At 68.4% G+C, this 12,655-nt stretch carries 11 protein-coding genes; 3 read left to right on the top strand and 8 right to left on the bottom strand.

Features of this window, described 5'->3' with window-relative positions:
• Nucleotides 1-33: 33 nt before the first annotated feature.
• Complete coding sequence (locus tag NA8_RS11035; RefSeq protein ID WP_063050404.1) at nucleotides 34-633, top strand: DUF459 domain-containing protein; 600 nt, start codon at nucleotides 34-36, stop codon at nucleotides 631-633.
• A 126-nt stretch (nucleotides 634-759) separates the two neighbouring features.
• Here the strand turns inward: NA8_RS11035 and NA8_RS11030 are convergent, their stop codons facing one another.
• Nucleotides 760-2,250 (bottom strand): ABC1 kinase family protein, encoded by a 1,491-nt coding sequence (locus tag NA8_RS11030; protein ID WP_245663772.1) that lies wholly within the window; start codon nucleotides 2,248-2,250, stop codon nucleotides 760-762.
• A gap of 105 nt (nucleotides 2,251-2,355) precedes the next feature.
• Here NA8_RS11030 and NA8_RS11025 point away from each other — a divergent pair, with 105 nt between their 5' ends.
• The gene (locus NA8_RS11025) at nucleotides 2,356-3,132 is read left to right on the top strand and encodes a GntR family transcriptional regulator (RefSeq protein ID WP_063050285.1); all 777 of its coding nucleotides are present in this window, start codon (nucleotides 2,356-2,358) and stop codon (nucleotides 3,130-3,132) included.
• A 307-nt stretch (nucleotides 3,133-3,439) separates the two neighbouring features.
• Here NA8_RS11025 and NA8_RS11020 read toward each other — a convergent pair whose 3' ends face one another.
• From NA8_RS11020 to NA8_RS11000, 5 genes are all read right to left on the bottom strand, one after another.
• The gene (locus NA8_RS11020; RefSeq protein ID WP_063050284.1) at nucleotides 3,440-4,564 is read right to left on the bottom strand and encodes an NAD(P)H-dependent flavin oxidoreductase; all 1,125 of its coding nucleotides are present in this window, start codon (nucleotides 4,562-4,564) and stop codon (nucleotides 3,440-3,442) included.
• 216 nt (nucleotides 4,565-4,780) lie between these two features.
• Nucleotides 4,781-6,121, bottom strand: a complete 1,341-nt coding sequence (locus NA8_RS11015; RefSeq protein ID WP_063050283.1) for a WS/DGAT/MGAT family O-acyltransferase — start codon at nucleotides 6,119-6,121, stop codon at nucleotides 4,781-4,783.
• Between the two features lie 134 nt (nucleotides 6,122-6,255).
• A complete protein-coding gene (locus NA8_RS11010) occupies nucleotides 6,256-6,921 on the bottom strand; it encodes a class I SAM-dependent DNA methyltransferase (RefSeq protein ID WP_245663771.1) in 666 nt (221 codons plus the stop codon).
• 21 nt (nucleotides 6,922-6,942) lie between these two features.
• Entirely contained in the window at nucleotides 6,943-7,380 is a 438-nt protein-coding gene (locus NA8_RS11005; RefSeq protein WP_063050282.1) for a nuclear transport factor 2 family protein, read from the bottom strand.
• Between the two features lie 76 nt (nucleotides 7,381-7,456).
• Nucleotides 7,457-8,374 (bottom strand): DMT family transporter, encoded by a 918-nt coding sequence (locus NA8_RS11000; RefSeq protein ID WP_063050281.1) that lies wholly within the window; start codon nucleotides 8,372-8,374, stop codon nucleotides 7,457-7,459.
• Nucleotides 8,375-8,625: 251 nt separating this feature from the next.
• On the opposite strand from NA8_RS11000, the gene NA8_RS10995 reads away from it, so the two are divergent.
• Complete coding sequence (locus NA8_RS10995) at nucleotides 8,626-9,858, top strand: phthiocerol/phthiodiolone dimycocerosyl transferase family protein (RefSeq protein WP_063050280.1); 1,233 nt, start codon at nucleotides 8,626-8,628, stop codon at nucleotides 9,856-9,858.
• A gap of 54 nt (nucleotides 9,859-9,912) precedes the next feature.
• On the opposite strand, the gene NA8_RS10990 is transcribed toward NA8_RS10995, so the two are convergent.
• Both NA8_RS10990 and NA8_RS10985 read right to left on the bottom strand, forming a co-directional pair.
• Nucleotides 9,913-11,574 carry a cutinase family protein gene (locus NA8_RS10990; RefSeq protein WP_063050279.1) on the bottom strand — a complete coding sequence of 554 codons (1,662 nt, stop codon included), beginning with the start codon at nucleotides 11,572-11,574 and terminating at the stop codon, nucleotides 9,913-9,915.
• A gap of 274 nt (nucleotides 11,575-11,848) precedes the next feature.
• A complete protein-coding gene (locus NA8_RS10985) occupies nucleotides 11,849-12,583 on the bottom strand; it encodes a TetR/AcrR family transcriptional regulator (RefSeq protein ID WP_063050278.1) in 735 nt (244 codons plus the stop codon).
• Nucleotides 12,584-12,655 lie beyond the last annotated feature (72 nt).

The raw sequence follows: 12,655 nt of genomic DNA, 5'->3' as shown, positions 1-12,655 counted from the left end.
GCGGGCCGGTCTCCGCGCTGCCAGGATCAGGTGGTGAGCCGTGATCTGCGTGTGTGTTTCGTCGGGGATTCGTTCGTCGCCGGTGTCGGCGACCCGGCTTGCCTGGGCTGGGCGGGCAGGCTCGCGTCCGATGCGCACGCGCAGGGCGTCCCGCTGACCGCCTACAACCTCGGGGTTCGCAGGGAAACCTCGGTCGCGATCCTGCGGCGCTTCCGAGCCGAATGTGCGCCCCGCCTACCGGAGGATGCGGACGCCAGGGTGGTGCTGTCGTTCGGCGTGAACGACGCCATGCACGAGAACGGCGGTCCGCGGGTGGCCCCCGACGAGTCGGTGGCCAATCTGGGCGAACTGCTCGCGCAGGCGGCCGAGCGGGGGTGGCCGGTGCTGATGGTCGCCCCGCCGCCGATCGCGGACGACGAGCACAATGCGGGCACCGCCGCGCTGGATGAGAGATTCGCGCAGGTCTGCGCCCGATCGGAGGTGCCGTACGTCCGCGTGCACCAGCCCCTGCGCGCCAATGCGGTCTGGGCCGCCGAGGTCCGCGCGGGCGATGGGGCGCATCCGGGGGCCGCGGGCTACGAGCAGCTCGCGGCACTCATCGCCCCGCACTGGCGCGCGTGGTTGGCACGGTGAAGAGCCGGTTTCGTAGGCGGACAGCACTGCGGATAAACTGTCTGAGACAAAGACGGAACGACTGCTGGATCGCACCAGATGTGCTGATAGATCAGCGAATCCACCTGCGACTCAGCAGAACCGGGCTCACGTGATCGGCATGCCGCGCTCGCTCATCTCGGCCCGCCGCCTCCGCGCGGCGCCCAGGTCCACCGTCGGCGCGATGGCCTCCGTGTTCTCCTCCGAGATGAACGCCTCGCTCAATTCCGGTACCCAGCGCACGATTTCGTCGCGATAGGGACCTTCGGTCTCCAGCTGGCCGAGCACGCCCACCAGCGTCAGGAAGGAGCGGGCGAACGGCGTGAAGTAGGCGGGCATGGTCATCTGCCGTACCACGTTGCTCAACCGAAGGTTGGTGGTGCGCAACACTTGGCGGCGCAACCAGCGTGCCGTAAGGCGATACGTCTCGTGGCGGAACGGTTCGCCGCACGGGGTTATCGCGGCGTAGAGCGCCTCGCTGTCGATGGCTTGCCCGTTCTCCACGAAACCGTGCCTGCGCGTGGCCGCCGCCAGATCTCCCGGCCCGCCTCGGAAGATCGCCTTGCAGCAGTCGAGCGTCAGTTCGCCGAAACCGGCGGGCGGCCACGCGCAGCACGCGCCGAAATCCATGACGCCGAGCCTGCCGTCGGGCAGCACCCGGAAGTTGCCCGGATGCGGATCGGCGTACAGCAATCCGTGACGGCCCCAGCCGGAGGTCACGAAACGGACCATGAGCATGCCGACCCGGTCGCGCTCGGCCTGCGTGCCGGAGGTGATGACGCGCGGTACCGGCGTGCCTTCGATCCATTCGCTGATCAGAACATCACCCTGCTGCGCAATGACATTCGGTACGTAGAAGTCCGGATCGCCGGCATAGGCCGCGGCGAATGCTGTCTGGTGGGCGGCCTCCGCCGCGTAGTCCAGTTCCCCGGCGACCGACGCGCAGATCGCTTCGGTCACCGCTTTCACGTCCGCGCCGGGCAGAAACACCGTTGCGAGATAGGAGATCCGGCGCAGGTGGTCCAGATCGCGTGCCACCGCTTGCCTGCCGCCCGGGTACATCACCTTGACCGCGACCGTCCTGCCGTCGTGCCAGACCGCGCGGTGCACCTGTCCGAGCGAGGCGGCCGCGGCGCGGCGGTCGTCGAATTCGCGGAAGCGCGAAAGCCATTCCGCGCCCATGCTTTCGGCCATGGCGGCGTGCACCGTGTGCGGCAGCATGGCGGGCGCGGCATCCTGGAGCCTGCTGAGCGCGATCCGATACGGCTCGGCCACCTCCCGCGGCAGCGCCAGCTCGTAGATGGCCAGCACTTGCCCCAGTTTCGCGGCGCAGCCCTTCAGCTCGCCGAGCACCTCGAAGATGTGCTGCGCGGTGCGCAGCTGGATGTCGCGATTGACTTCTTCGGCCGATCTGCCGAGCGCCCGCCTGCCGAGGCCCGCGGCCTGCCGTCCGGCGAACGCCATCGGCAGGGCGGCGAGTTTGACGCCGCGCACAGCGCCGTGAACAGGCGGTTTATCATGGGACCGCGACGCGAAAAGGCGGGATCGCTTGCCCGTGGACCCCTCCTCGGGGCGCTCTCCGATGGGCCGGATGGTCATGCCTCACCTCACAGTCGCGCGCCCAAGTGTGACACAGGTGCAGTACCGGACAGTAGGGCTTAGACTGTCTGGGACGTGTTCAAAAGTAGTCGAAAGGTGACTTCGATGGGATCCCAGACGGTGGTCGCCGACGTTGCCGACGAGCTGGCGCGCCGGGTTGCCGCGGGGGAATACCAGCCGGGGGATCTCATGCCGTCGGTGCGTCAGGTCGCCGAGGAATTCGAGATGAATCGCGCTACCGCGCAGCTGACCTTGGGCCGGCTGGAGTCGTATGGCTTCGTCGAAGCCAGGCGCGGCAAGGGTTTCACGATCCGTGACGTCCGGGAGGCCGGCGGAGTGGACGTGTACCGCCAGCTGTTCCGGTTCTCGATTCCCATGCCGGACATCGCGATAGAGATGTTCCGCGACATCGTCGACGTCGAGCGCAATCTCGTGCTGGAGGCGCTGCTCACCTACACGGGTGGCGAACAGCGGATCGATGCGGCCGAACTGAAGGACGCGATCGACGAACTCGAATCGATAGCGCGCCAGCCGGATCCGGACTTCCGACAGCTCCTCGCGCTCGAGGTCGCGCTGGTACGCAGGCTGTTGACCGTGCTCGGACTCCCCATGCAGCGTGCGATTTTGAATTCTATCGGCGAGATGGTGCTCGAGGTGCCGGAGGCGGTCGAGGCGTACTTCGCGGGTGCGGCGGACCTGCACGTCCTGGTCTGGCGGGCGCTGGCCGCGGTGTGGGATTCCGGCTCCGGGCCGAGCGATGCGCAGCTGGCGCTGTTCGAGGATTTGTTCGGTATGTACCACGAGAAGGTCATCGCGCGCTTCGAGGAATTGGTGGCCGGGGTCGTGGACGGCTCCGACGAGACGCACGCTGCCACCGCCTGATTTTTCGTACGCCGCACATTCCGTCTGGGACGGCGCTGGGAGACCAGTGCGGATCTGTCCGCTCGGGACGCGCCGATCCGGCTGTCCGCTGAGTTCGGTGAACAGTCTTGTCTCAGACAGAGTGAAGCAACGGGTGTGGTCCCCGACGCTGAGCCGCTCGGGCTAGCGGGGCTCCGCCGGTCGCGACGAATCAATCTGGGCGACAGGGCATCAGCGCTCGGGCCGACCGCCGAAGAGGGCGGCTCGCGGTGGGGATGCCGCACGGGGAATTCCGCGCGGCATCGCGACCAGGAACCGGCGCCCGAACTCAGACCCCGCCGTTGAGCTTGTTGAGGCGCTCGCAGGCCTCGACGTACTCCTGGATCAGCCGGTTGACCACGTCGGCGGAGCGCTCCACGCGGTTCATCATGCCGACGATCTGGCCGACCGGGTTGAAGTTGACGTCCTTGGCGGCCTCCGGATAGCGGTGGCCACGCTTCACACCGTCCAGCGCGACCATCATCTGCAGCGGCATCGGCAGCGGGTCAGGGGTATCGGCCTGCTCCCACGCCTCGGTCCAGTCGTTGCGCAGCATGCGGGCGGGCTTGCCGGTCCATGCGCGCGAACGCACCGTGTCGTGGCTGGTCGCGTCGATGTAGGTCTGCATCTGGGCCGGCGGCACATTGGCTTCCTCGACGGTCAGCCACACCGAACCGGTCCACGCGCCCGCGGCGCCCATCGCCATCGCGGCGGCCACCTGGCGGCCGTTGCCGATGCCGCCCGCGGCGAGCACCGGCAGGTCGCCGACGGCGTCGATGACCTGCGGCCACAGCACCATCGAGGAGACCTCGCCGCAGTGGCCGCCGCCCTCGGTGCCCTGGCAGACCACGAAGTCCAGGCCCGCGCGCTTGTGGTTGAGCGCGTGCTTGACCGAACCGCACAGCGCGCCGATCAGCCTGCCGGAGTCCTGCACCTGCTTGATCACGTCTTCCGGCGGGGTGCCGAGGGCATTGGCCACCAGCTTCGCCTTCGGGTGCCGCAGGATCACCTCCACCTGCGGTCCCGCGGTGGTGGCCGTCCAGCCGAGCAACTGGTTGTGGTGCTCGTTCTCCGGCAGCTTGGGCACACCGTGGTCGGCGAGGATCTTCTCGGCGAAGTCGCGGTGCCCCTGCGGGACGAGTTCGGCCAGCTTGGCTTCCAGCTCCTCGGGGCTCAGGTCGTCGATGCCCTTGCCCTCGTACTTGGACGGGATCACCAGGTCGACGCCGTATACGCCATGCACGTGCTCGTCCAGCCAGGCCAGCTCGACCTCGAGCTGCTCGGCGGTGAAGCCGACGGCGCCGAGCACGCCGAGTCCCCCCGCGTTGCTGACCGCGGCCGCCACGTCGCGGCAGTGGGTGAAGGCGAAGATGGGGAATTCGATCCCGAGCCGTTCGCAGATTTCGGTACGCATGGCGTGCTGGTCTCCCTAACTGCTCCGCCGCGAACGGCGCGGCGCAGGTGTACTAGAACGAGTTGCATAAGTGGCACGCGGTGCGGCCTGGCTGCCGCGCGTCGAGTCCGCCGCGAGCCGCGAATATCGCCATGAAGCGGCTGCGGCATCCTCGACTGGCCGGTGCACCATTCATCGACAGTAACACGTTCTAGTTTTCTGCGGAATGCGCTGCCCTCAGGCGCTGGCCCGCTCCAGTTCGGCGAGCGACTCCTCCAAGTGATCGAGCAGGCGAGGTAACTGCGGCACACTGCGGCGGCAGCCGACCACGCCGAAATCGAGGTTGCCCGCGTTGGAGGTGAGCGTGATGTTCACCGCCTGGCCGTCGAACGGGATCGACAACGGATAGCTCGCGTCCAGCCGCGCACCGTTCCAGTACATGGGCTCGCGTGGCCCCGGCACGTTCGAGATCACGATGTTGAAGGTCGGATTGGTCAACGAGATCAGCGCGGGCACGAGATTGAGGGCGAGCGGGCTGAGCATCAGCGCCGACAGCGCCATCGTCTGGTTGCACGAGAGCGTGCTGTAGACGTCCTTGCCGTCACGCATCGACCCGGCGACCACCCGCAGGCGGTCCAGCGGATCGGCGATGTCGGTGCCGAGATTGCACAGCACCGCCCCGACCTTCACCCCGTTGGTCTCGTCGTCCTCGGCGCGCAGTGACATCGGCACCATCGCGATCAACGGCTTGTCCGGCAGCGCGTCCCGTTCGATCAGGTACCGCCGCAGCGCGCCCGCCGACATGGTGAGCACCACATCGTTGAGCGTCGAACCGGACGCCTTCTTCACCTGCTGCAGCCGCTCCAGCGGCCAGGACCGGACCACCGCACGGCGCGCGCCGCCGATCGGCACGTTGAACATGGTGCGCGGGGCCGCGAACGGCAGGGTCAGCTGCTGCCGCGACAGGGCGGTGCGCGCGGCGCGCAGTACCGACGCGCCGGAGGCGGCCGCGGAGACCAGGTTCCGCGCCGGACCGGCCGCGCCGGACTCCCTACTGCGCCTGCCCCGGGGCAGATGCCACGGCACCCGCGTGGTGCCGGAGGACGGATCGCTGGTCAGTGTGCGCCGCAGCAGGCGTTGGGCCGAGACGCCGTCGATCAACGCGTGATGCATCTTCGAATACAGCGCGAACCTGCCGTCGGCGAGACCCTCGATCAGATGGAACTCCCACAGCGGGCGATGCCGGTCCAGCAGGCTGCTGTGCAGGCCGGAGGCCAGTTCCACGAGCTGGTCCATGCGGCCCGGGGCGGGCACGGCCTGCCGCCGCACGTGATAGTCCAATTCCACGTGGTCGGCATGCGTCCAGGCCATCTGCGGTGACCCGAAAATTGTTGCGGGATGCTTGCGGAAGGTCGGATCGACGTCGGCGCTTCGGAGTAGTTCGGTATGGACCCGAGCAGCGAAGTCCGCTCCGGCGTCCTCCGGTGGTTCGAACAATTGCAGCGAACCGACGTGCATCGGCTGTTCCCGGGATTCGGCGAGCAAGAAGACGGCATCGACCGGCGCGATGAATTCCATGATGAGTCGCCCCCTGACGACATGGTGAAAAGGTTCGGAGTTCAGATCGACCACATTGTCGGCGGGCCCGCGCAGCCATGAAATCGCCGCGACACGACAAACCTACCCGGACGGGATGGACCGCGTTCGGTGAATCACCGAACCTTCGATGCCAGCAGGTATGCCTGCCCGAACCGCTCCTCGGGACCCGGTTCGCGCACCATGCGAGCGATCATGGCGAAACCGGCGGCGCCGAGTAGACGCGCGAGGCGTTTCGGCGCCCACCGGTAGGCGCGAATCACCCTGTGATCGAAGGCTTCCACCGCATCGGGCCGGTCCGCCGTCTGGAAAGTCAGCAGCACGTGCCCTTTGCCCGCGAGTACCCGATTGCACTCGCTCAACACGTGCGGCACGCGATCCGGTGGTGTGTGGATCAACGAATACCAAGCCACTATGCCGCCGAGCGTGCCGTTGCCCAGCGGTAGCTGTTCCATCGAACCCTGCGCGAAGTGTAGGTGCGGGTATTCCGCACGCGCGAGCGCGACCATGCGGGGCGCGAGATCGATGCCGAACACCCGCGCACCCAGCGCCGCGAGGTGAGCTGTCACATGCCCCGGCCCGCAGCCGAGATCGGCGATCGGTCCGGAACCGTTGCCCGCCACCGATTCCGCGAACACCGCGAGCATCGCCCGGTCGAGCGGCTGGCGCTCGAGCCGGTGCCGGACATCCTCGGCGTAGCGGTCGGCGACCTCGTCGTACGCCCTGCGGGTGGCGATCGGATCGGGACGCTCGCCGGCGAAGTCTTCGGTCGAATCCAGCACCTGTAGCAGCGTATTACGTGCTCACTCCCCGGGGTCGAATGCCCGGGCGACGGCGAGACTGTCCTCGTAGACGTGGTGCCGGGTGATCAGCCCATCCCGCACCGTGAGGTGCAGCGCGAAACGCGCGCGATAGGCACGGCCGGTGCCGCGCGCGGTTTGCCGGATCTCGCCGAGCACCACGGCGTCGTCACCGTCGACGAGCACCCGGTCGACCCGCGTGGCCGACTCCTCCGGCACATGGTGTTCGGCGAGCGAGCGGTAATGCGCCGCGGCGTCCGCGCGGGTCGAACGGTGCCGAATCCAGGGCGTGGCGGTGCGCCCGTGTTCCGCCTCCGGCCAATTGAGCTGCCAATCGGTGTGTTCGGCGTACAAATCGGCGACGGCTTCCGGATCACCGGAACCGATTCGGCGCAGCAACTCTTCGACCACCGCTCGAGTGGTCGGCGCGGGCACTGACACGGCAGGTCCTTTCACAGCGACACCGCGTGATCCCGCGGCTCCCTGCCATTCTCGGCAGGCGCGCGCCCGATGGCGATTACCTCTCGGGTAATGGGACCGCCGCCTCCGGCGCGGCGGGCGCGGGCAGGTCCGCCCGGGCCGCCTCGTCGCGACCGCGGGCGGTTCCGAGCACCGAACCGAGGACGACCAGCGGGAAGCCGATCGCCATGCCCGCGGTCAGCGGCTCGTCGAGCGCCGTGACGCCGAGCAGGATCGCCACCGCGGGATTGATGTAGGTGATCACCGTCGCACGGGCGGGGCCGGCCTCGGCGATCAGCGCGAAGAAGAACAGGAACGCCGCGGCCGTGCAGATCACCGCGAGACCCAGCACCGACCAGGCCGCGTCGGCGGTGATGCGCGAGGGCCACAGCCAACCCGCGAACGGCGCGTAGATCGCCGCCGCCAGCAGCAGCGACCCGGTCACCACGCCCAACGGAGGCAGGTCGGCCAGCGCGCGATCGATGACGACCGGCCCCACCGCGTATCCGATCGTGGTCAGGCCGATCGCGGCGAGCGCCGCCGGATTCCCCAGGTCGACGTCCAAGCCGACGAGCGCGGCGACGCCGGCGAACCCGGCGAGCAGACCGATCACCCGGCGCGCGTCGAACCTGTCGTGGCCGAGCACGGTCACGAGCACCACGGCGATCAGCGGCACCGCCGCGATCAGCAAGCCGACGGTCGAGCTGTTCAGGGTGGTCTCGGCGTACCCGATCAGGAACCACGGCCCGGTGATCTCCACCAAGGTGTAGAGCAACAGCGGCCGCCATCGCCGCAGCACCGGCGTCAGCGCGCGAGCGTACAGCGCGACCGGCAGCAACAGCAGGCCACCGATGAGCGTGCGCCCGAATGCGACCACGACCGGGTCGAGATCCCGCACCGCCACGCGGATCATCGCGTACGGCACGCCCCAGATCAGGCCCATCGCCAGGAATAGTGTCCACCCGCGGCGCGTCATCGCGTGCCCACTGTTCGGCACGCACGGACGGCGACCGGCTCGGTGACGGATGGAATCGGCTCGATTCGGGACATACTCCGCTCGCTTTCGACCGTTCGGAGCTTATCCAGATGATCCGATCATCCGACAGATCCCGTTCCCCCTTGTGACAAGAGGCCGCCCGCCTGTCCTTTTCGTCTGATTCGGGCGAATCATCCGCGTGTGCAGGGTGTTCGGGCTAGTCTCGCCGGGAGCGAAGGGAATACATCATCGTGGTCGACGTGATCCGCCGGCTTGCCCCGAGCGAGGAAATGTTCGCCGCGGGCGAGGTCTTCATCGGTTATGCGGCACGGGTGTCCGGGCGGTTGGACCTGCCCGCGCTGACGGCTGCCTTCGAGGCCGTCGCAAGGGCGCATCCGATCCTGCGCGCCCGCATCGAGGCGACCGAAGAGGGCGGCCACGTCTTCGCCGTGACCGATGCCGCGCCGGAGATCTTCGTCGCCGACGCGAGCCCCGAATCCCCGCTCGGCGGCGCGAAATTCGATCAGCGGGCGGGCGTGTGCGCCCTGTGCGTGGTGCGCGACGGCGCTACCGCGAGCGTCACGCTGATGCTCCATCACAGCGTCGCGGACGCCTTCCACGCGTTCGCCATCGTCACCGAGTTCTGGACCGGATATCGAGACGCGGTCGGTGAAGGTATGTCCGAGCTGCCGGTGCACCCGTTCCCCGAACCCGTCGAGCACCTGCTCGCGGCGCGAGGCATCGAGAAGATGGCGCTGCCCGGTTCCGGGCCCGCCGGTGCGACCGCCTCCCCGCCGCCGGAGATTCCGCGACCGCGCGAAGACGAGTACCCGGCGTTGTGCACCACCCGGTGCCTGCTGACCGCGGAGGAGACCGCGGCGCTGGTCGCGGTCGGGCATCGCGCGAATGTCACGCTGCACGGCCTGGTGTCGGCGGCGCTGCTGCGGACCGAGGCCGAGATTCGCGAACTGCCGCTCACCGGACTGCTCTACCTGTACTCCGTCGACCTGCGGACCAGAGTGAGCCCCGCGATCGACGCCACCGAAGGGACGAACGTCCTCGGTTTCGCCACTTACCTCTCCCCCGCATCCGACGTGACGCTGGTGGAATCGGCCCGAGGGATCAGCGAGGCTCTGCATGCGGGCCTGGCCGCGGGCATCGTGCAACGTACGCCCCTGAGCATCCCCGACATGGCGGCCGCACCGAGGCCCGCCCTGCCCGGCGTGGTCATCGCCACCAACTGGGGCGCCATCCCCCCGCTACCCGAACAGGACGGGCTGCGCATCGACGACTTCCACTCCACCATGCTCGCCAAGCCGGACCTGACCGGCCGCCGTCCGCAGCAGCCGGGTGGCGGCACCTGCGTCATCAGCACTTTCGCCGGGCGGCTGAGTGTGGAGATACACCATCCGGAGGAATTCACCGAACTCCAGCACCACCGCATCGAAGTGCTGGCCCGTAACCTGCGCACCGTCATCTCCTGACAGCGCCGTCGGCTCGCGATCGCGCCGAGGGGCGATCACGAGCCGACGGGTTGGTCAATTCGGCGCTTGCGCGGTCGTACTGGTGGTCGGTGCCGCGGATTGCGTTGTGGTCGTGGTCGTTTCGGTGGTGGTCGGCTTCGCCGTCTCGACCGGAGCCGCGACCTGGGACGGAGCGGGCGTCGTGGTGACCGCCGGCGTCGAGGTCGTGCTCGTCGGCGCGACCGTAGTCGTCGAACTGCCGGTGGTGGCGGTCGTCGTCGGGGCGGCGCTGGTCGGTGACGTCGTCGAAGTCTTGGTGGGTTCGGTCGTCGGCGTCGCCGAGGTGGTCTCCGCCGCCTTGTACACGGCGGCGAGGTCCGCCTCTTGCGGCTTGGACGTCGTGTCGACCTGCTTGCCCGCCTGCGCCTGCTTCGCCAGATGGGTGAGCCAGGCAGCGGCGTACTCGGCGGAGGTCAGCGGCTTGCCGCCGTCCGGGTCGGCGTCGTCCCAGTAGTCGAAGTGATGACCGGTGTGGTTCGGTCCGAGCGTGAGGTTGTACGGGTCGCTCATGATCACGGGGATCGTGTTCTGGTTCGTCACGATCAGACCGATGATCTCGTTGAACACCTTCTGCGGCAGGTAGGCCAGCGGCGACATGTCATCGATCGCGATCGCGTCCGCCTTCGCGGGAGCCTTCGACTGCTCACCCGGCTTGTACGCCGGATCGGACACCCTCAGCAGCACCTGCAGAAAGGTCTCGTCGCTCTGCATCCAGTTCGGCTGCGACTGGATGTCGGCGAACGCCGCCAGCGCGATCCTGCCGAGCACCACCGCGACGTCCTGCCCGGTCGCAGGCGTGAGCCCGTCGCGTTCGAGCGCGTCGACGTTCAGCTGCCTGCCGACGTTGACCACCAACTGCAGCAGCGAGATGTTCTGCGGGGCCGAGCAGGTGAGATCGCCGTCCGAGCAGAACGACGCGATCTTGCCGTTCAGCGCACCGAAGTCACCGCTGGTGCCTTGCGCCGCACCCTGACCGGGAACCGGGTTCGTGCCGTTCTGATACTGCTGGTCGAAGCCGTCCGGGTTGCTGAACGGATCCTTCGATCCCGGGAACGGCCCGTCCCCCGCCGAGCGACCCGAGTCCGCGAGGATGACGACACCGACGACGTCGTCCGGATCCACGATCCCGTAGGCGCCGTCCTGGCCGGGCTCCTGGTGACCGATCTTCATCGCCACGCGGCGCACCACGTCGGCGCCCTCGCTGTAGCCGACGATCGAGAACTTGGTGTCCGGGCACGCCGCGGAGATCTCCCGCATCACCTGTTCGGTGTTCGCGACACCCGCGTTGACGGCGTCTTCGTAGGTGGACATATTCGCCGGATACGCGATGTAGACCGCGGCGTACGCGCCGGGATCGACGTCATCGGCCGGCGCGTTGACAACCGGGTCGACCCACTCACTGCTGTGGTCACCGGACAGGGCGGCAGGCAACGGGTTGCCGTCGGCATCCACCAGCATCTTGGTGGTGCCCTCCCGCGGAGTGTCATTGCGACCGGCCACCGAGATGGTGACCATGTCGTGGCATTCCGTGACGGACGACGTGAGCTGCGTATCCCTGGTTTCCGGCGTCGAGGTCAGTGCCAACGAGGCGGCGACGACCGCCGCCACCCCCAATACCGCCGGCGCGGCAGCGGCCGAAGCGATGCGATGCCGCGCGAAGAACTCGCGAAGAGCCATGTCCTGATTCCCATTCCATACACCGACAAAGTGGACGGACAAGCCCCCCGACGGGCCATACGTCACCGAGGACGTCGTGGTTGGGGACCCGGGCGTTACTGGTCTGCGACCCCGGCAACACCGCCGCACCCAGCCGGATCATGCGGCCGGACAAGTGTGCGTCCGCGGTTTCGTCGGGTCGACGAGCCAGACTTGCGGCCCGCCTCGGTGGTCGCGTAGGGCTGACCGGCCACAGGGCCGCGCCTATCCCCGTCACCGGCGGACCGGCGTGGATTCAGTCCGTGGAGGGTAGCGCCGCCGCGAGACCGTCGAGGACACGGTCCAGACCGTAGGAGAAGTTTTCGTCGCGCAGGCGGGCGGGGTCGTCGTCGCGCCGGGCGGCGTAGCCCTCGCTCAGGAGCGGATGCTCCCGTGCGGCCGCTTCCGCGGTCGGCCGCAGGCTCTCGGCCCACTCCTGTTCGGTCTGGCCGCTGCGGGCCAGCAGGGAGAGGTAGGCCGCCTCGCTGGTGGCCATGCCGATGACGTAGGCGATGAGCGTGCTCATGGACCGGTCGGCCTCACCAGGGGCGAACCCCGCCGCATGGAAGAGGGCGAGTATGCGTTCGGACTGCCGCATCATGTTGGGCCCGAATTCCGAGAGCCCCACCTGGCCGAGGACGGAGACGACCCAAGGGTGGCGGAGCGCCATCGCGCGCATGCTGTGCGCGCACGTGGCGACGGCGTCCCGCCAGGTCTCGGGGGCGTCCGCGTCGGGGACGCTGATCTGGCCGTAGACCTCGTCCACGACCAACTCGATCAGCTCGTCCTTGTTGGCCACGTGCCGGTAGATCGAGGTGGCCCCAGCGTTGAGCCGGGTCCCGAGAGTACGCATGCTCAGGGCCTCGATGCCCTCCTCGTCCAGCAGGCGCACAGCCTCGGAGACGATGCGTTCCCGGGTGAGGACCGGTTGTCGCCGGGCGGGGCGCTGACGGGCCCAAACCGAGGGCACGGGCGGCTTGTCGGTTGGCATGGGTCTCCTCTTCGGTGTTGACGGCCACGATAGCGCACACTGTTCGCACTTGCGCACGACACAATCTATGCG

Origin of the sequence: Nocardia arthritidis NBRC 100137, assembly GCF_001612765.1 — a bacterium.
In the GTDB taxonomy this organism is placed as follows: Bacteria; Actinomycetota; Actinomycetes; order Mycobacteriales; family Mycobacteriaceae; genus Nocardia; species Nocardia arthritidis.
Note: the sequence above shows the minus strand (reverse complement) of the source record. Positions and strands in the feature narration are given on the sequence as shown.